Source organism: Streptomyces kanamyceticus (genome assembly GCF_008704495.1).
In the GTDB taxonomy this organism is placed as follows: domain Bacteria; phylum Actinomycetota; class Actinomycetes; order Streptomycetales; family Streptomycetaceae; genus Streptomyces; species Streptomyces kanamyceticus.
In genome coordinates this window covers 5,306,770-5,324,015 of the sequence record NZ_CP023699.1, presented here as the reverse complement: position 1 = coordinate 5,324,015, position 17,246 = coordinate 5,306,770, and the positions used below count along the sequence as shown (strand labels likewise).

21 protein-coding genes and 1 tRNA gene are annotated in these 17,246 nt (G+C 67.5%); 11 read left to right on the top strand and 11 right to left on the bottom strand.

Annotated elements, in window-relative coordinates:
• The first annotated feature begins 94 nt into the window (after positions 1-94).
• The 6 genes from CP970_RS22745 (at position 95) to CP970_RS22720 (ending at position 4,880) form a co-directional block, all read left to right on the top strand.
• Positions 95-838, top strand: a complete 744-nt coding sequence (locus CP970_RS22745) for a GAF and ANTAR domain-containing protein (protein ID WP_055548928.1) — start codon at positions 95-97, stop codon at positions 836-838.
• A 76-nt stretch (positions 839-914) separates the two neighbouring features.
• On the top strand, positions 915-1,619 hold the full coding sequence (locus CP970_RS22740; RefSeq protein WP_150493793.1) for an ANTAR domain-containing protein: 705 nt from the start codon (positions 915-917) through the stop codon (positions 1,617-1,619).
• A 488-nt stretch (positions 1,620-2,107) separates the two neighbouring features.
• On the top strand, positions 2,108-2,410 hold the full coding sequence (locus tag CP970_RS22735; protein ID WP_224058617.1) for an STAS domain-containing protein: 303 nt from the start codon (positions 2,108-2,110) through the stop codon (positions 2,408-2,410).
• A gap of 329 nt (positions 2,411-2,739) precedes the next feature.
• Positions 2,740-3,480, top strand: a complete 741-nt coding sequence (locus tag CP970_RS22730) for a GAF and ANTAR domain-containing protein (protein ID WP_055548924.1) — start codon at positions 2,740-2,742, stop codon at positions 3,478-3,480.
• A 61-nt stretch (positions 3,481-3,541) separates the two neighbouring features.
• Positions 3,542-4,240 (top strand): GAF and ANTAR domain-containing protein, encoded by a 699-nt coding sequence (locus tag CP970_RS22725; RefSeq protein ID WP_055548922.1) that lies wholly within the window; start codon positions 3,542-3,544, stop codon positions 4,238-4,240.
• 169 nt (positions 4,241-4,409) lie between these two features.
• Positions 4,410-4,880 (top strand): PIN domain-containing protein, encoded by a 471-nt coding sequence (locus tag CP970_RS22720; RefSeq protein WP_055548920.1) that lies wholly within the window; start codon positions 4,410-4,412, stop codon positions 4,878-4,880.
• Positions 4,881-5,311: 431 nt separating this feature from the next.
• On the opposite strand, the gene CP970_RS22715 is transcribed toward CP970_RS22720, so the two are convergent.
• The 11 genes from CP970_RS22715 to CP970_RS22660 form a co-directional block, all read right to left on the bottom strand.
• Positions 5,312-5,390, bottom strand: a tRNA-Lys gene (locus tag CP970_RS22715).
• Positions 5,391-5,799: 409 nt separating this feature from the next.
• Positions 5,800-6,243, bottom strand: coding sequence for a hypothetical protein (locus CP970_RS22710; RefSeq protein WP_055548918.1), 444 nt, complete (start codon positions 6,241-6,243; stop codon positions 5,800-5,802).
• Entirely contained in the window at positions 6,240-7,190 is a 951-nt protein-coding gene (locus tag CP970_RS22705; RefSeq protein WP_055548917.1) for a DUF6192 family protein, read from the bottom strand. Before CP970_RS22705 ends, CP970_RS22710 begins: the two co-directional genes overlap by 4 nt.
• Before the next feature lie 584 nt (positions 7,191-7,774).
• A complete protein-coding gene (locus CP970_RS22700) occupies positions 7,775-8,788 on the bottom strand; it encodes a thiopeptide-type bacteriocin biosynthesis protein (protein WP_055548915.1) in 1,014 nt (337 codons plus the stop codon).
• 145 nt (positions 8,789-8,933) lie between these two features.
• The gene (locus tag CP970_RS22695) at positions 8,934-9,521 is read right to left on the bottom strand and encodes a cupin domain-containing protein (RefSeq protein WP_055548914.1); all 588 of its coding nucleotides are present in this window, start codon (positions 9,519-9,521) and stop codon (positions 8,934-8,936) included.
• A gap of 34 nt (positions 9,522-9,555) precedes the next feature.
• Positions 9,556-9,912, bottom strand: a complete 357-nt coding sequence (locus tag CP970_RS22690; RefSeq protein WP_055548912.1) for a hypothetical protein — start codon at positions 9,910-9,912, stop codon at positions 9,556-9,558.
• Positions 9,913-9,951: 39 nt separating this feature from the next.
• Entirely contained in the window at positions 9,952-10,596 is a 645-nt protein-coding gene (locus tag CP970_RS22685; protein WP_055548910.1) for a class I SAM-dependent methyltransferase, read from the bottom strand.
• On the bottom strand, positions 10,593-11,177 hold the full coding sequence (locus CP970_RS22680) for a DUF6624 domain-containing protein (protein WP_063806119.1): 585 nt from the start codon (positions 11,175-11,177) through the stop codon (positions 10,593-10,595). Before CP970_RS22680 ends, CP970_RS22685 begins: the two co-directional genes overlap by 4 nt.
• Before the next feature lie 2 nt (positions 11,178-11,179).
• Positions 11,180-11,761, bottom strand: coding sequence for a hypothetical protein (locus CP970_RS22675; RefSeq protein WP_055548908.1), 582 nt, complete (start codon positions 11,759-11,761; stop codon positions 11,180-11,182).
• A 433-nt stretch (positions 11,762-12,194) separates the two neighbouring features.
• Positions 12,195-12,677: a hypothetical protein gene (locus tag CP970_RS22665; protein WP_055548906.1), complete on the bottom strand. Its 483-nt coding sequence runs from the start codon at positions 12,675-12,677 to the stop codon at positions 12,195-12,197.
• The gene (locus CP970_RS22660; protein WP_224058614.1) at positions 12,674-13,075 is read right to left on the bottom strand and encodes an ATP-binding protein; all 402 of its coding nucleotides are present in this window, start codon (positions 13,073-13,075) and stop codon (positions 12,674-12,676) included. Before CP970_RS22660 ends, CP970_RS22665 begins: the two co-directional genes overlap by 4 nt.
• A 381-nt stretch (positions 13,076-13,456) precedes the next feature.
• On the opposite strand from CP970_RS22660, the gene CP970_RS22655 reads away from it, so the two are divergent.
• The 5 genes from CP970_RS22655 to tgmC all read left to right on the top strand — a co-directional run bounded on the left by CP970_RS22655 (position 13,457) and on the right by tgmC (position 17,134).
• The gene (locus CP970_RS22655; RefSeq protein ID WP_055548962.1) at positions 13,457-14,335 is read left to right on the top strand and encodes a helix-turn-helix domain-containing protein; all 879 of its coding nucleotides are present in this window, start codon (positions 13,457-13,459) and stop codon (positions 14,333-14,335) included.
• Entirely contained in the window at positions 14,332-14,538 is a 207-nt protein-coding gene (locus tag CP970_RS22650) for a DUF397 domain-containing protein (RefSeq protein WP_317987195.1), read from the top strand. The genes CP970_RS22655 and CP970_RS22650 overlap by 4 nt, the downstream gene beginning before the upstream one ends.
• A 289-nt stretch (positions 14,539-14,827) precedes the next feature.
• Complete coding sequence (locus CP970_RS22645) at positions 14,828-15,040, top strand: putative ATP-grasp-modified RiPP (RefSeq protein ID WP_055548904.1); 213 nt, start codon at positions 14,828-14,830, stop codon at positions 15,038-15,040.
• Positions 15,037-16,008: an ATP-grasp ribosomal peptide maturase gene (gene tgmB, locus CP970_RS22640; protein ID WP_079043612.1), complete on the top strand. Its 972-nt coding sequence runs from the start codon at positions 15,037-15,039 to the stop codon at positions 16,006-16,008. The genes CP970_RS22645 and tgmB overlap by 4 nt, the downstream gene beginning before the upstream one ends.
• Positions 15,998-17,134, top strand: coding sequence for an ATP-grasp peptide maturase system methyltransferase (gene tgmC, locus CP970_RS22635; RefSeq protein WP_150493791.1), 1,137 nt, complete (start codon positions 15,998-16,000; stop codon positions 17,132-17,134). Before tgmB ends, tgmC begins: the two co-directional genes overlap by 11 nt.
• Positions 17,135-17,246 lie beyond the last annotated feature (112 nt).

Here is a 17,246-nt window from a genome sequence, read left to right as displayed (position 1 = left end):
GGTCACGTAGCGTCGACAGGACGACACTGGGTAACAGCAGGAGACGGCACCCTGTGGGAAGGTATCCCCGGATCACTCTTGGAGGTGGTGGGGCATGCCTGAACTGCCGCGTGAGGAGAGGTTGGCCGCGGCATTCGTTGACCTCGCCGACACCTTGGTCCAGGACTTCGACGTCATCGGATTCCTGCATTCACTCGCCGAGCACTGTGTCGAACTGTTGGATGTGGCGGCGGCCGGGGTACTGCTCGCCACTCCTGGCGGCCAGTTGGTGGACGCCGCGGCCTCGGACGAGCGCACCCGCAGGCTGGAACTGGCCAGCATCGAGTGGGACGAGGGTCCCTGTCGAGACTGCTTCCGGAGTAAGAGACAGGTCTCCGACGTGCTCCTGGCAACGCCGGCGGCCCAGATGCGCTGGCCCCGGTTCGCTCCGCGAGCCGTGGAACTCGGCTTCACGTCGGTCGTGGCGGCGCCGCTGCGGCTGCACAACCAGGTGATCGGGGCCCTGAACCTGTTCCGCGACCAACCCGGACCGCTGGGCGACGCCCAGGTGAAGTTGGGGCAGGCACTGGCCGACACCGCGACCATCGGCGTCCTGCAGCAACGGGCGGTGAGTGAGCACATGACGGTGACCGCGCAACTGCAGGCCGCCCTGGACAGCCGCATCGTCATCGAGCAGGCCAAGGGCTATCTGGCCAACCGCCGCGACACCGGCGTCGAGGAGGCGTTCACCCTCATGCGCCGCCATGCGCGCGATCACCAGACGCGGCTCACCGAGATCGCCCGTCAGGTCTTGGAAGGCACGGCTGACGCATCGCTCCTCACCCGGCGCGAGCAGTGAGACGCCGGCCCATCGGCGCTGGCCGGTGGGCCGACCGCCCGCTGGCCTGTATGGCCTCGGGATGGGGGTGGCTGCGGTGACTCATCCGGTGATGGCCGACTACCTGCGCGCCCTCAGCGCCCACACCGGGGCCGGTATGGCACCGCTGCCCCTGGGGGCCTGCGCGGAATTGCTGGGCCTGGACGGTCTCGGCCTGCTCCTGGCCCCCGGCAGCAGCCCGGCCGAACTGGTGCAGTCCTTCGGCGAGCGCACCCTCGCGCTGGAGGATCTGCAGCAGGTGCAGGGCCAGGGCCCGAGCCTGGACGCCGCCCGCCATGGGGCCCTGGTGCTGTTGCCCGACGTGGCGGACACCTCCCCGTTCGCCATCGATCGCTGGCCCGGTCTGCTGGGGGCCGTCGAAGCACTGGACGTACGCGCCGTGTTCTCCTTCCCCTTGCGCATCGGGATCATCGCGCTCGGCGCGCTCACCGGTCACCGCACCCGGCCCGGCCCGATGACCACCGCTCAACTGACCGATGCCTTCGGGCTGGTGGACACCATCGCCCAGATCACCATCGCGACCGCCTCCCATGCGGAGCTGCCTCACACCCCACTGCTTGACGAGCCCGGTCTCTACTTCGCCGAGGTCCATCAGGCCACCGGCATGCTCGCGGACCAACTGGGCACCGGATGCGACCACGCCCTCATCCGACTACGTGGACACGCCTTCAGCCATGACCGGCCCCTCCTGGACGTCGCCCGTGACGTGCTGGCCCGCCGACTGCGTCTGGACGACAACTGAGAGAGCACAACCGGGGTTCACGTGCCTCAACTCGGTTGACCCGGAGAGCTGTTGAGGGCGCCCGCTCGCCATTGGGCGCGTAAAATCTGGATAGGTGTGGAAGACAGCCGCCACCGGCGGGGATGTGCTTCCCTCGGCCAGTGGCGACCGTGTTCGGATACGGGGACGCGCGGCTCCCCACCGCCGTCGCTCCCGCACCACTCGCCCTCACCGGCATCCGGGGTGCGCGGGAGTTCACCCCGGTGTGGAACAGGCTGGGGAGGACGAGGGCCGGAGCTGCATAGTCGGCGATGTGGCTCCGGCCGCCTGGATGGCCCTGCGTGCGCCTGGGGCCCGGGGTCCAGGGGCCGATCGGACAGATCGTGCGCCCTCGGCGGACAGCGCCAGGCGCAATGGTCAGTGTCCCGCTGTCAAGCGTAGGGGCGACTCCACTTGAACGACACCCCCCGATCGGGTCGAGGGCACCGTTTCATGGAACCGGCACGCTGGTGGTCCTGTGCGGCGAAATCGATGTGCACACCGCGCCAGGCGTCACCAACTACCTGGACACCCTTACCTACTCCGGCGATGCGGACCTGCTGATCGACCTGCGCCCCGTCGACTTCATGGACCTCGCCGGCGTACGGCTCCTCGACCGTGCCCGCGCCCGGACCAGCGGGCGTCACGGACGTCTACGCCTGATCTGCGCCCGCCGCGCGACCCTGCAGCTGCTCCATCATCCGCGGCTGCGGATGGACTTCGGCATCCTGAGCGCGCTGCCCGCCCCCGTACCACCGCAAGTGGCAGCCTGACCGACGCAAGACCGTCGTGGGCAGGCTCCCTCAACGTAGCCATGTTCCGCGCGAATACGGGCACGCACGGACACGAACCGGGGGCAGCTTTTGCTGTTTCGCGCACCGGTAGGCGAGTAGCGTAGAGGCGTACCGTAAGGCCGCTCGGGCCGGTTGGAACCGGTCGGCGTAGCGGCCTTGGATGGGTCGACCCAGGACGAGAGGCGAGCAGCGGAATCCCTGTCGGCGGGCATGACATGGCCTTCTCTGGGCCGACATTCTTCCGCCGCTGGACGCAGCCGGACCCTGCCGCCTTCGGGGACGGAAGCCAGCCGAACGGCAGGCGCCGTATGCCCACCACCGACCGCGAAGTGCGCATCGCCCAGGCGCTCCTCAACCTCACGCAGCACCGCACGGAGTTCGACCCGCTGGAGCTGCTGCACGATCTGACCGCCCACACTGTCACCCTGCTGCCCGTCCAGTGCGCCGGCATCACCGTCTTGAGTCACGACGGCCACAACACCGTCTACGTCACCGCCTCCGACGAGCTGTGCCTGGCCCTCGAGGAGGAACAGAGCGAGCTGGGCGAAGGGCCCTGCTTCGACAGCGCCCGCAACCAGCAGCCGCTGCCGGTGACTTCACTGACCGGCCCACCGGGCACCACCCAGTGGCCACGCTTCGCGCTGCGCGCCCGCGAGATGGGGATCACGGCGGTCGCCGCGGTGATCTTGCGCCTGCCGAATCGGTCCGTGGGCGCCCTGAACCTGCTGATCGCCGGCCCGCCCTACCCCACCGGTCGGGACCTGCAACTGGCCCAGTCCCTGTCCGACACCACCGCAACGACCCTGGCACTGCGACAGCAACTGGCCGACAAGGACCAGGTGCTCGACCAGCTGCAGATCGCGCTGGACAGCCGCCTGGTCATCGAGCAGGCCAAGGGAGCGCTCTCCGTCCGTCTCGGCGTCGGCATGGACGAGGCGTTCCAGCGCCTGCGCGCCCATGCCCGCTCCCGGCAGCAGAAACTCACCGAGCTGTCGGCGCAGATCATCCGCGGCGATACGCCCGCCGGCCTGCACGCCCAGACCCGGTGAGCCCGCGCCCTTCGCGGCGACCCGTACGATTCTCCTTCGAGCCCGGACCGGGGGATCCGTGATGGACCGTGGTGAGTTCACCGACCTTCTGAACAGCCTCCAACAGGCCGTCCGCAAAGGCAGCGACCTGTCCGCCGCCCCGGCAGCCGACGCCGCCCGCCTGCTGCACCTCGACGCCCTGACCCTGACCCTGCGCACCACGCCCGGTGCGCTGGAACTGCTCTGGGCCGACCCCTGCGACCCACTCGGCCCGCCCCTGGAAGACCTGCAGTACACCGTTGGCGAAGGCCCCACCCTGGACGCCGCCCGGACCGGGCACACCGTCGCCGAATCCGACCTGAACGCCGCATCCGCCGACCGCTGGCCGCTGTTCACCCCCGCCGCCTGCGAACTGTCAGCCCGCGCCGTCATCGCCGTCCCCCTGCTGTTGGGCGTCGCCACCGCCGGGGTACTGACCGGCGCCCGCACCACCCCCGGCCCCTTCACGACCGCCCAACGCCAAGACCTCACCCGCTTCGCCCGCGTGGCCCTGGACCTGGTGCTGCACACGCCGCTCCAGTCCTTGACCACCGGGACCCACGGCCCAGAACTGCACCGGGCCGAGGTCCACCAAGCCGCCGGGGTCCTCACCGCCCACCTCGGCATCAGCATCGACGAGGCCCTGCTGCGCCTGCGCGCGCACGCCTGGCGCCACAACCTGCCCCTGCTCCACGTCGCCCGCGCGATCATCTCCGGACACCTCCAGTTCACCCCCGACTGACCCAGCTGTCGGTGCACGCATGGCGGCCGGTCCTGGGGCGTGTCGGCCGTCGTGGGGAGCTGGGTGGGCTCCTGCGTCAAGAGGTCTCCTCATCGGCGGCACGGGGCGGGCTTGGTCGTTCGCACGCCGACCGCGTTCACGAGGTACTGAACGGCAACGACGAAGCAGCATGATCCTCATCGCCGACACCTCCGCCCTCCTGGCCGCCCTCACCCCCAAGCATGAAGCGCACCAGGGCGCCCGTGACGCCCTCAACCGCGCCGCGCTCACGGTCGTCTCCCCGCTCGTGATGACCGAGCTCGACCACATGATCCGCCGGGACGCGAAGAACACCCACCAGCAGCGGGGTGCCAAACAGTTCGGGGCCACGCAGTCCCGCAAAGTCCTGGAGTGGATCACCGGGGAGACCGCCCGGCTGCGTATGGCCGTACCTGCCGCGAACGCCGACACCATCCGGCAGGCCGTCACCATCATGAACCTCCACCAGCACCTGGCACTCGACCTGGCCGATGCGGTCAGCGTCGCGCTGGCTTCCGAGTACGACACGGACGCGGTCCTGACGCTGGATCGGGAGGACTTTCGCGCCCTACGTCCTCTGAGCGGCCATACAGCCTTCCGGCTCCTGCCCGAGGACCTCTAAGCGATCTTGGTGAATTGTGGTGCGACTCGCGCGGGCGGGCCAAGCGGTCCCGGTGAGGTGCGTTGCCGATCCGCCGCTAAGCGAGGGCGGATCGTGCACGCCAAGCCTCCTCGAGGACGTAGGTCTCGCCAGATACTGCGACGGCGTATCAACGGCACGCCGCCTCGCGCCTGGCGCTCTTCGCGGGTCACTCGACCCGCGGCATGAGGCAGGTGCCGTCGGTACTGGTGAGCCTGCGGAGAGCACTGTTCCGCAGATTCGCCGCACGGCCAACACCCGCTCTCACCCTGCAGCACCGAAGATCGCGATGCCGTCGACGGGCAACGAACCGTCATCGCACAGGACCAGAACGACGGAGTGCCCTGACCGGCCGAAACCGATCAGGGCACTGAACGCCAGGTCAGAGAGGGGTTTCCCTCTCCCTTGCGCGGTAGACCGTGTGGGACTCGAACCCACAACCAATGGATTAAAAGTCCTGGAGGGGACCGTCCGGGTGGGTCCGGACGGTCCTTCTCTATCCGGGGTTGCCTGATCAGAGGGTGGGTGAGGTGCCGCGTGATCCATGCGCGGACGGACTGTGGGGCACCGTCCGCTCACGCATCGCTCACGCATTCAGCAAGGCATCCGACACCACGGTGATCAAGTCGCAGTACCTCGCTCGCCACAGGCGGGCGTCGCATCTGGGCTGGTTCGCTGCTGCCGCCTCTCGGCGGCAACTGCCCGAAGTGCGGCAACCCGTTCATCCGGTGTGTAGGTGCAGTAGGGGCAGCCGCCGACCTTCTCGAACGTCTCCCGGAACGCCAAGTGACCATAGTGGCAACGGACAACCTCAGCGCTATGGCCCTCTTCACTCCAGAAGAGCGGGATGTCGTCGGGGTCTCTCGTCATGCGTTGGCCTCCTCCCTTGAGACAGCCCTTGTCATCCCGCTTCCGCTCCGTCGCGTGCGGCAACCTCGGAGGAAAAGCCCGCGCGCCTCAGAGGAGCAGCGGCTTCGATCATCCCCGCGAGGGCGGTGTGCGCGACTCGGAGTTGTGGAGTTTCGTGGCCGGTCTCTGTGAGTGGGGCAATGGCGCTGCGGTGGAGCCGTGCAGCACGCCGGTAGAGCAGCTCGATCTCGCGGTTCAGTGCCAGGACTGACATCCGAGGGTCATCGCTGATCCAGTAGTGGCCGTACACATAGAGGAAGCACTTCTGCTCTCGGGGACACATCTCGTCCTTGTCCCAGACTTTGGCTATCTGGAACTGATTGTCGGTCATGTGATCGAGAGCAGTCTCCTTGGGCATGCCAGTCTCGCTGCTGTCGAGGACGAGGTCCCACAGTTCGAGCCCGAGGTCCGAGGGAGAGCGTCGACGCCGGTTCATGAGCCGCCTCCGTCCATCCCGTCGAGTAGCCGGACGAGTTCTTCGTCCATGTCGCCCTGCCCCGTGGTCACCACGTGCTCGCACCAGTCACAGATGGCGCGTACACGCTTGATGCTGTCGAGGACGGCGATCTCTTCTTCGGTGGAGAGCATCTCCTCCTGGACAAGGACTACGGCGCTCTGCATCGAGACACAGAAGCTGGTGCATTGGCCGAGGATCTTGAGCACAGCGGTGGGGGATTCTCGGTATGTCACGGGCGGCTGTGCCGCCTGGCGGCTCGGCTCCTGAGCGGGCTTGCCATCGGCCTGGGCTGCAGGGGGTGCACTGGGTTCAACCTGGATGCCCCGCTCTATTCGCTCGCCGCGCTCACGGTTGGCGTCTCGGACAGCCCGGCGAAATGCAGGGTCCTCGACAGCCTTCTTCATCACTTCCGTGCGGTCGGCGAGCTGAGTGACGGCCGTGGCAGCGTCGTCTGTGGACCGGAGCAAGTACTTAGCCTGGGAGACGCGCTCGTCAGGGGTTGTTGGCGACTGCGGCCGCGAATTTGCCGCGCGCAAAGCCATGTTGTAAGTCCACTTACCCTGGTGGTCGGGGTCAAGGTCGTCCGAGGGCTCGCCCTGGAGGAGTTCGAACCTGTTGGGCAAAGCATTGAGCCTGCGGTGCACGCTCCATGGCACATCCGGGCGTCGCTTCTCGATCGGCCAAGCACGTGCCGTGGCGCCGTACTTCGCGAGTAACGCGACGTCGACGCCTATCTGTCGGGCGAATAGGACGCGGATCCTGCCCATCTCACGGGTGCTAAGTGGCCGCTTGTGCAGCATCTCGTTGTCGATGTCGCCTAGTTCGAAGTTGCTGGCGCTGTTCGCTCGGACGGCATGACGTCCACGCCTGACGTAGCCCGTCCATTCTTCCCGGGTGTACCCCGATGGCACTTCGATGGTGGTCATAGTGTCTCCTCCCTCTTATGCAAGGGAGACCGAGCCGAGAAGGGCGCCCCAGGCGGTCGATACCGCGTCCATGAGAGCCCGGCCATACTGTGCGCAGCAGCCTTGCGCTGTTGGAGCGGGGCCTGCCAGCCCTGCTGACCCGCGTGCAGAAGCTCGATGAAGCAGCGGTGGTCGGGGGGCGCACCCGAGTACCCACCAGCGCTAGGTCCGTGCGACCAGCGCGATCCGAGCCCGGGGCTATACGCGGGTGGGAACGCCAGTCAATCCATAGCCCTCGTCATCGGCGTCCGCGCCCTCCTTTCGCTCGCGGATCTCGTCGATGTTGTCCAGGGCGGTTCTCAGCGAGTCGGCGAGGCTACTGACGCACTGGGGGCCCCTTCGATGCGCAATCCAGCGTGGGTCTGCGCAGCCTGGTCCACGTACCGCTTGTACTCCTCGGGCTCACGGCCGGTGAAGTCGCGCTTGGTCGGAGCGCCGAACAGCCGCTGCGTGACCTCCTGGGCGCACCAGAGCCCACCAAGTGGACCAAAGCCCGAAGAACTCAACACAGCCAGGCGGCGTTCGGCCATACCCTCAACTACCCCTCACTCGCCGGCCGGTGTCTCAAGAATGGCGGCGCGGGCCGCGAGCGCAAGGGCGCTCTGGGCACCGTGGGAGAGACCGACCCGGTTCCAGTGGACGATGATGTGGTGGGCGAGGACGCGGCGGATTCCTCGGTCGAGGGAACCGTCGTCAACCCCTTCCTTGAGCGCGGCACCCGCACGCCGGAAGGCCATCGCCCATTCAGCGACGGAATGCAACGGTCCCCCTTCTCCGAAGACCGCGCCGTCTTGGGTGGTATCGCTGACCAGGAGTGACCGGATCTGCCGGGTCATCCCTTCAAGACGGCTTTCGAGCGCCTCGCCTGTGGCGGTCCGGTGTGCCTCGTTGATGACGCGGTCCCAGACGTCTCCTTGCTCCTGCCACTCCAAGCCAGCGGCCTGCATCATGACCGTGCACAGGAGAACGGACAGTTCACGGCGTCCAAGGGATACGTCGGTTCGGCCGTGGCGGGCCAGGATGTGGTGACTGTCCTCGGAGAAGAGACGGTGCGCGGTCATCATCCCGGCGCCGCCGCCGAACGCGGCGGTCTCGGGTTCGTAGACGCTTGGACACCAGCGGTGTAGGCGGCCCGCCTCGACCAACTCGTCGAGCCTGGCGCCTATTTCTCCGCGTACCTGGTGCTCGGGGCCGCCGTAAAGGCAGAGGCGCCAGCAGGGATGTTTGCGAATGAACCACCACATGGCGATCGCACTGCTCCCCTTCAAGTCACGCATCAGGGGGGCGAGGTGAACCGCGGCGGTCTGCTCGGCGTCGGTCCAATCGGGAAACTCGACGTAGAACTGCCACCAGTCGGTGCGCTCCTCCTGGTGCACGAGGGCCTTGTGCCCAGCCTGCCTGAAGACCGAGACCGCGTCAGCGAGCGCCGAGGGCTCCATGCCTGCGTTCCTCGCGACGTCGCCGAGCGGGTGCCCGGCCAGGACGTCCAGGACAGCAAGGCCGGTTGGGCCGACGACGGGGGCGGCGCCCGTCCACTGGCGCCTGATGGCATCGGCCATGGGCACTCGTTCCTTCCGGCGAATCGTGGAGGCAGAGGCGGACGCGGGGAGAGGCCGATGGAAGCGGCCTCCCCCTACGCCCTTCGTCCGACGCCGAGCCCTTCCTCAGGGCCCGGTCGCCGGGTGCTGCACCCGCCTGCCGCCGTCAGCAAGCGGGCCGTTGAAGGCCGATACGTTCATCGGTGACGGCGAACACCAGATGCACCGAGTACTCGGGCGTGCTCACCGCGTGCGTCACCCCCTGCGGCAGGACGAGCACATCTCCGGCCCGGGTCAGCACCTCGTGCCCGGCGCCCGTCCTCTCCGGCCAGAGCTCCCAGCGTTTCGCGCCGTGCATCTGCACGATCACACCGAGCCATTCGTCGTCGTGCGCGCCCAGGGTCCGGTCCCCTGCGCGGGATTCGTACAGGGTGCAGACGACGTGCCGACGTAAGAGCCCGGCCAGGTGCAGGGATGCCGCGCTGACCCACCCATCGCTGTGCACGTTGACGCTCTCGTAGGCGCGGGTCCGCGGCCGCGCCTGGTAGGCGGCGGTGACCACCTTCTCGTCCTGTTCACGGTGGAAGTCGAGGCCGTCGATCAACGCGACCGGCTGGGCGCCCGCCTTCAGCGGCAACGGGAGGCTGCCGATCCAGGAGGCGTCGAAGACCGTCGGCACGTGCCGCGGCTGCTTCCCCGATTTCAGGTGTGGCCAGATCGCCCGCCCGAGACGGGTGATGAAGGTGTGGGACATGTCTTGGTGCGTCAGGGCTTCCATGAGGCTGCCCCTAGTCGGCGTAGAGGTGGCCCGTGGAACCGTCACCCCTGCGGAACGCCCCGCACGTGGAGCGCCGCAGTTGGGCGGCGTATGCCCAAAGGGCTTGGTCACACGGGTCGAGGACCTGCGTCGCGTGCAGCACGGCGTCGGCGTCCATCTCGGCGATCTTGCAGGGGCGGAGCTCCACCGTGCGCTGCGCGGGGTCGACAGCCTGGACCAGGACTTCGTCGTCCGCAAGTTCCAGCTGCCTCGGTGCGACCAGGAGCCGGAACCCTCCGCCGAGCGGGTGCTCCCGGAGCACCGCCTGCAGCTTCTGCGTCAGCTCGATGTGCTGCGATACAAGTGATTCAGGGGCGAGGGTTGTCATGAGCTATCTCCCTTACGGTGTGGTGCTGTTGAGGTGGGTTCACGGCCCGACAGGCATGGCGGGGCGTGCGCCCCGCGGCACCGGTGGCGAACTGGTCCGCCGTGTGGTCATGGGACTGCCAGCTGTGAGCCGCTCGGGGTGCCGGAGCTTTGCGCGACCGGCCCTCCAGCGGGGTCTGGGGGCCCGCAGTACGAGGCACGCGGAGGTGCTGCGCAAGTCGTAGCGGACGCTTTTGGCCCACCCGTCGCAGAGCGCGCTGATCTGCTGCTCGGTCATCCGCCCGAACTGATCAGCATGCTCGCCGACGGGGATCACCAGGTACATCCGGCCGCCGGGGCGAAGCCAGCGGTCACGGACTCGCCGCACCCACCTCACCGGGTCGCGGAGAAGCGGCAGAACGAGACGGCACACGACCAGGTCGATGCCCCGATACTGCAGGCCGGGCGGATCGCCCTGGTCGAGGTCGTGGTGCAGATAGGTCACCCCGGGCAGCGGAGTGCGTCGCGCTGCTTCAAGAGCCGAGTGCGCGAAGTCCAGAGCGATGACGTCGTATCCGAAGCGGTGGAGCTGACGGCTGAAGTTCCCGCTGCCGCAGCCAGCGTCCAGCGCGACTTGATGGCACCGCACCGGTACGTGCCGGGCGAAGATCCGCAACTCGGTGTCGGTGACCGTGAGAGCCTTCACGCCGCGCTCCCCACAAGCGCCGCCGCACCATCGTGTGGCTCATCGGCCTCCCGCTCGCGGGCGTGACGGTGGCGCAGGGAATCGAGCGCGGCGGAGGCAGGCCCGAGCCGGACACTGGCTCGTCGTGAGTCCAGGCGCTGCCGGTCCCGGACCGGCAGCACCTCCACCACGCCGTCGGCGCCCAGACGGTACTGCGTGCCGTAGAGCTGGGTGCCGCCGTCGTTGACGCTGCACCGGTCGTACAGGTGCGCCCATCGCTGGATCGGCACCTCACCGCGCTCCACGGCCGTGGCCATCAGCCGGAGTACCAGGCGCTGGAAGTCAGGGAGGTGATCGGCGTGCAGCGCGATCTGCCACGCCGCCTTGGCGGCTTCATCGCCGACCAGGCTCCTGCCCGGCCATCCGTGGTCGGCGACAACCCGGCGCAGGACCTGAGCGTTCGCGTGATCGGTGTGACGCGCCATGCTGGTCTCTGATTCGCTGAGCAGACCGCGAAGGAGCTTGCCGCGCAGCTCGCGTGCCGTCTCGGCACGGCCAAGGAGGCTGCGGGCGATGTCGGGGCGGCGGGGTTCACAGGTCATGGTCAGGCTCCCTGGAGTGCCGTCACGAGCCGCCGAGCGGTCCGCACCTGGAGCTCACCCAGGCTGATAGCGGGATCGCCGTCACACCGCTGGCAGTAGGGGTGCAGATACATGTCCATGAACCCGCCCCGGGTGGCCTCCGCGAACGCGGAGTTGAGGCGGTCGAAGACCTGCCGCGCCTCAGGCCAGTCCGGTACGTCAGCCAGGCCCGGCTGGGGCGGGGCGCCCAGGAGGAGAGCCAGCCGGTCCGCGGTGGCGACCGGGATGTCACCGAGATGGATCTTCGTGCAGTACACGTACGGGACGGGGAAGTCCTCCAGACCATGCGCCCGCACGGCGGCACGCAGGTCGGAGACGACCTTGTAGGCGCTCCGCATCCCCTTGTGGAGCAGCCGCGCAAGTTCCGCCGCAGTGACCGCGTCGATCCTGTTCAACCTGACGTACGGCGTCTCGCGGTCGTCGTCGAGCACGGGCTGGAGACTGGCCAGCCCGGCGGCACGCAGCTCGCGGTCGAGCGCGGAGGCGGCCTGGGCGGTTCCCTGACGGGAATGGCTGGGCGTAATCAGAGTGGGTTTGCGGGACATGAGGTCTCCGGGCAGTCGTTCGCGAGTAGCGGGCACAGGGCGTCACTGCTCTACGGCGGGCCACCAGTCGCGTGAGCCGGAACTAACTGGCCCGGTACTGAAGACGAGTTGGGACACGTCTCGACGACCGGAAGGACGGAGACGGGATAGGCCCTCCAGGTCCAGCAGCCATCGGACGTCGAGAGCACGAAGGCGCAGGGCCGTCCCTGCCTCAGTTCCCTGACAGCGGTTCCGGAGGCTTGGTGGTCACCGAGCCACGCCCACGCGATCTCGAACGTGGGGCGGTCAAGGTCGACCAGGGCGTCACGGACCGACTCACGCATCCAGGTGATGGCGTGGCCGGGGTAAGGCGTCGTCATGCTCTGGGGATCGCGGCGTTCTCGGCCTGGCCTGTCGAAGGCTCGGTGGCACCAGTAGGTGCGGGGCAAGGTCCTCACTCGCCTACTCCCTCGTCATCGGCCAGCAGGTCGAGGAGTCCAGAGGCTGCCATCGCTAACCGCCGCAGATGGTCTCGGTCAGCCACGAGCTCACCAACTGGCCTTTGCTGCTTGGCCCGTACACCCTCAGCCAGCGCAATGGCCTCCGCGACGTCCGGGTATGGGGGTTTCCACTCGCGCTCCCGGGCGATGCCCACAAGGCGGACGAGTATCCGGTCGAGGCGGGTAACCCGACGCCCCACTTCGGCCACCGTTTCGGAGCCAGGCCGTGGGGGCCTCCAGCTGAACACCTTGCGCCGCTGCCTCAGCTGGCTCTTCGCGCCAGCCAGGCCAGTTGGTCCTGCCGAAGCACCCAGAACGGCGTCCAAGTCGTTCGTCAGATCCTCGTCACGGAGGAAGGCGTCTTGCAGCACTCCGATGAAGCTCCGGGCGCCCGAAGCGAACTCCTTCATCGGAAGCCTGTTGGGCGCGTAGGTCATTCCGCGCGCACCCCGTCGTCTTCCAGTTCCAGCGGGTACCGGAACGTGCACCAGGTCTCCTCGCCGCTACTCCCCCAGTTGTCCGCGAGGGCCGCTACAAGAAGCAGCCCGCGGCCGGACAGATCACCGATGTCGGCCTGCTTGGCTTCGGCCTGCTCCGGGCTCTGATCGGTCACAGAGACACGCAGTCCACCGCTCCCTACCGAGACGAAGAGGCACACCATGCCGTCCCCGTGGCGGATGGCATTGGTGACCAGCTCGGAGACGGCCAAGACGGCATCCTCGACCACTGGGCCAGAAACCTCCGACCTGCGCAGGAAGGCCGCAGTCGTCTTCCGCATCTCGGGCACACGTATGGGATCCGGAAGGAATGCAATCTGGTAGGCGTGCTGCTCCACTTTCGTCTCCGCGCACCTCGGTGGAACGGACTCACTCAGCTGGCTTGACCGGTCCGGACTCATGCGTGCGGTGGTGCTTTGGCACATCGCTGGCCTCGGCTCGTCACAGGGGATTGGGGCCAGCGATAGGTGCTCGGCGGATCAGGTGCACCGCTCATCCCTGGCTCAACCACTGTCTTGCATGGGAGAGTTGAACTGCAAGGAGGCGTGCAACTTTCACGTGAAATGACATATGCAGTAACCCGGACTCTCTGCTGTGCAGGCCCAACTCCGGGTGGCAGACTCAGAACTCGGGTGTCGTCCTGACGGACTCGGGTTCAACCGCAATGGACTCAGGTGCACTGGCGCCTGACTCTGGTTGACATGGGGAGGACTCGCAGCGTGGCGGCACCCAAGGGACCAACAAGTCGTCGAGTACACCTAGGCAAGGTGCTGGAGAGGATGCGGACAGACTGCGGCGAGTCGAGAGACGAAGTAGCGGCGGCGCTCGGCTTCTCGGCGGAAAAGCTGTGGCGGCTGGAGAAGGGACGCACCGGCCTGCCGAACTCCGGCGACCTCAAGGCGCTTCTCGACCACTACGGGGAGACCGACGAGGAGAACGTCGAGGAACTGTTGAAGATCCACCGCGAATCCCTGAGCCAGGGTTGGTGGGTCCCGTACAACCCGCATCTCCAGAAGGGCATGCGCGACTACGTCGGCCTTGAGGCTGACGCACTTTCCATCAGCTCGTGGCAGCCCAACTTGATCTTCGGCCTGCTCCAGACGCCGAAGTACGCTCGCGCACTCCTGGAGAGCGCGAAGCCCGTCGATGAGATCACGACCGAGTTCATCGACGCGAACGTGGAGCTACGGATGAGCCGCAAGAAGCTCATCGTCGAAGACGAGCCTCGGCCGTTGTGGGTCATCCTGTCCGAAGACGCGATTCGCAGCACGATCGGCGGGAGGGACATCATGGTCGAGCAGTACGACGAGATCGGGAAACTGGCGGAGCTCGACCACATCACCGTGCAGATACTGCCGGCCTCATCAACCGGCTACCGCGCGAGCCAGAACTTCGCACTCCTTGAGCTTCTAGAGCCGCTACCGAAGATGGTTCAAGCCGACCACGTCAACGGTCAAGCCTGGGTGACCGACAAGAAGCCCGAGGTGGGTCGGTTCAGCCGCCGCTTCGAGGCGCTGCGGGCGTCAGCACTCGCACCTCACGAGACGCCTCGCATCCTCGCGAAAGCCAAGAAAGAACAGGAAGAACGGAAGTCATAGCCATCAACGCCAACGAGAAGTCCACTGACGTCGCACCTGCGGGTGCCTGGTTCAAGTCGTCCTACAGCAGCGGGGCCGAAGGGAACTGCGTGGAGGTTGCCGATCTGTGCGAACAGGTCGGCATCCGGGACTCCAAGCGTGCTCATGGGCCCGCGCTGGTTGTCCCCTCGTCCGCCTTCTCAGCCTTCATCGCGTCCTTGTGATCTGATCTTCCCGGCTTTCGCGCAACGGAGTAGCCGAGGATCCGAACACTGGATAGAGGGTGCTCCCCCGCACGCGTATTGCGGGGGAGCACCCTCTCTGCTTTACCCTGCCGCATTGGTCGGACCGCCGTCACCCTGACCACCAGCAGGCCACCTCACCGGGGCGTGCCGTCCGGATGCCCTCTACCGGCTTGTGCTCACACGGGGGCACACTGTGCGCCGACGATCTGTGGCTAGGCGACCGGAGGTTCAGGTGAGTGAAGCATTGGCCCCGTGGGGCGTTTCACGGATGAGGCCCTATCCCGACACGGTCGTCCTGCCCGCCGCAGACGTCGTACTCGATCCTGAGACACAGACCGGACGGTGGGTCGGACCGGACGGGCTGGACGTGCCCGTGCTGGATCGCCACAAGCGGTCGGAGACCAACAAAGAGACCACGACGAAGACCAGTCTGGACGGCGAAACGGACGAGGGGTCGGACCAGGAAGGGGACACCGATTGACCTCGGAGCCACCCGTACTCGTGGTCTCTCAACTCGATGACGCAACTGCTGACATGGTCATCGAGGAGCTGCACCAGCGACAGGTCCCCGTCGTGCGGCTCGACCCGGGCGACTTCCCCACGGAGATGACCGTCGCCGCCCGGCTCGACAACGGTGGTCTGCACGGCAGCGTGCGGACCACCACCCGGCAAGCTCACCTGGAGCAGGTCCGATCGGTGTACTGGCGCCGACCGCGCCCCTATACCGCGCCAGCGGGCCTGGATGGCCAGGATGCCCGTTGGTGCCGTGAAGAAGCCCGATACGGCCTCGGCGGGATTCTCGCCGCGCTGCCCCACGCGCATTACGTCAACCACCCCTTCAGGAACAGGGATGCCGAGTACAAGCCGACGCAGCTCGCCACCGCGGCCCGGTGCGGCTTCGATATCCCGCCGACTCTGCTGACCAACGACGCAGCCGCAGCACGAGAGTTCACCCGCGAGCACGGCCCCGTGGTCTACAAGCCGCTCCGGAACACCGACTACCAGGATGGCGACGGACGGTCCCTGACCGTGTGGGTCGAGGAGGTCGACCCGGCCGACCTCAACGTCGGCGTCGCCCAGACCATGCACCTGTTCCAGAAGCGAGTGCCCTCAGTGGTGGACCTGCGGGTGACAGCTGTCGGGGAAGAGATCTTCGCCGTTCAGATCGACGGCTCGCCCGGCCTGGACTGGAGACGGCACTACGACGCGTTGTCGTACTCGCTCATCGATATACCTCCACATCTGGCCAAGAGCATCCGCGAATACCTCGACGCTTTCGGGCTCGTCTTCGGAGCCTTCGACTTCGGTGTGGACCGCGACGGCCGGATCTGGCTGTACGAGTGCAACCCGAATGGGCAGTTCGCCTGGTTTCCCGACCCGATCACCGGCAGGATCGTCACCGCCGTCGCCGACCAGCTCCAGCACGCAGGAGAGCACCGTGCCCGCTGACCCCGCCGCACTCCGTCTCGCCTTGGCCGAGGACATCGCTTCCGCCAACCCCACACTCGACCCCGCCTGGTGCGATGCCATCGCGACGGTACCCCGCGAGCTGTTCCTCGGCGACGCCGCCTTCCGGCTCACCGGCACCGGATGGGAACCCGTGCGCAGGAAGGAGACCGGCGAGGACGAGTGGCTGCGGATGGTCTACTCCGACCAGACCTGGGTCACCCAGGTCGAGGAGCAGGACGCCGCCGACACCACCAGCTCGGTCTCTGGCAGCCCTACTTCCTCGGCCACCCTCCCCTCCCTCGTAGTACGCACCGCTCAGGTGGCAGAACTCCAGCCGGGCCAACGGATCCTCGAGGTGGGCACCGGCACCGGGTACTCCACAGCAGTCCTGTCTCACCGGCTCGGGCCCGGGAGCATCGTCAGCATCGAGTACGACCCCGGGCTCGCGACGAGCGCCGCCACGCACCTGCACGACGCCGGATACACGCCGACGCTCGCGACCGGAGATGGCCTCCAGGGGTGCAAGGAACACGCCGACTACGACGCGATCATCGCCACCTGCTCCGTGCGGTCCATCCCGCCCTCCTGGTTCTGGCAGCTCAACGACGGCGGATCGATCACCACCACCATCTGCGGCTGGATGCTCGCTGCCGGGCTGATCCGCCTGGTCCTCGACGACGAGGGGACCGCCCACGGCCGCTTCACCGCAGACACCATCACCTACATGCTCGCCCGCCCCCACGAACGCCCCCCCTCCCCTGTCTTCTTCCGGCTGGACGGCGACACCCGTCACACCGTCTTGGACCCCGGCCTCCTGGAGTCATGGGCGGGGCGCTTCGTCGCCCAGCTCGCGGCACCCTCCGCCGAGCTGATGACCACCAGCACCGGCATCATCCTCCGCGACGTAGCCACCGGCTCACAGGCATGGACCGAACCCGACGGACAGACATGGACCGTTCACCAGCACGGGCAACTACGCCTTTGGGACCAGGTCGAAGACGCCCTCTCCGCGTGGCAGAAAGCCGGAACCCCGGCGCTGACTGAGTTCGGCATGTCCGCCACCCCCTTCGAGCAGACCGTGTGGATCGGCTCGCCAACCGGACCGAGCTGGCAGCTGCCCATCTGACAGGGGGACACCCGACGACGAGCGCCGCTACTGCCCCTTCCTCTATAGCGGCGGCCATCATCGGCCCGCGAGGAGGAGGCCCGGTAAAGACCGTGTCACCTGCCGTAAGTGA

Coding starts and splice junctions, on each gene's coding strand:
- CP970_RS22745 (WP_055548928.1), top strand. CDS start 95: ATGCCTGAACTGCCGCGTGAGGAGAGGTTGGCCGCGGCATTCGTTGAC.
- CP970_RS22730 (WP_055548924.1), top strand. CDS start 2,740: ATGCCCACCACCGACCGCGAAGTGCGCATCGCCCAGGCGCTCCTCAAC.
- CP970_RS22725 (WP_055548922.1), top strand. CDS start 3,542: ATGGACCGTGGTGAGTTCACCGACCTTCTGAACAGCCTCCAACAGGCC.
- CP970_RS22720 (WP_055548920.1), top strand. CDS start 4,410: ATGATCCTCATCGCCGACACCTCCGCCCTCCTGGCCGCCCTCACCCCC.
- CP970_RS22710 (WP_055548918.1), bottom strand. CDS start 6,243: ATGAACCGGCGTCGACGCTCTCCCTCGGACCTCGGGCTCGAACTGTGG.
- CP970_RS22705 (WP_055548917.1), bottom strand. CDS start 7,190: ATGACCACCATCGAAGTGCCATCGGGGTACACCCGGGAAGAATGGACG.
- CP970_RS22700 (WP_055548915.1), bottom strand. CDS start 8,788: ATGGCCGATGCCATCAGGCGCCAGTGGACGGGCGCCGCCCCCGTCGTC.
- CP970_RS22695 (WP_055548914.1), bottom strand. CDS start 9,521: ATGTCCCACACCTTCATCACCCGTCTCGGGCGGGCGATCTGGCCACAC.
- CP970_RS22690 (WP_055548912.1), bottom strand. CDS start 9,912: ATGACAACCCTCGCCCCTGAATCACTTGTATCGCAGCACATCGAGCTG.
- CP970_RS22680 (WP_063806119.1), bottom strand. CDS start 11,177: ATGACCTGTGAACCCCGCCGCCCCGACATCGCCCGCAGCCTCCTTGGC.
- CP970_RS22675 (WP_055548908.1), bottom strand. CDS start 11,761: ATGTCCCGCAAACCCACTCTGATTACGCCCAGCCATTCCCGTCAGGGA.
- CP970_RS22665 (WP_055548906.1), bottom strand. CDS start 12,677: ATGACCTACGCGCCCAACAGGCTTCCGATGAAGGAGTTCGCTTCGGGC.
- CP970_RS22645 (WP_055548904.1), top strand. CDS start 14,828: ATGAGGCCCTATCCCGACACGGTCGTCCTGCCCGCCGCAGACGTCGTA.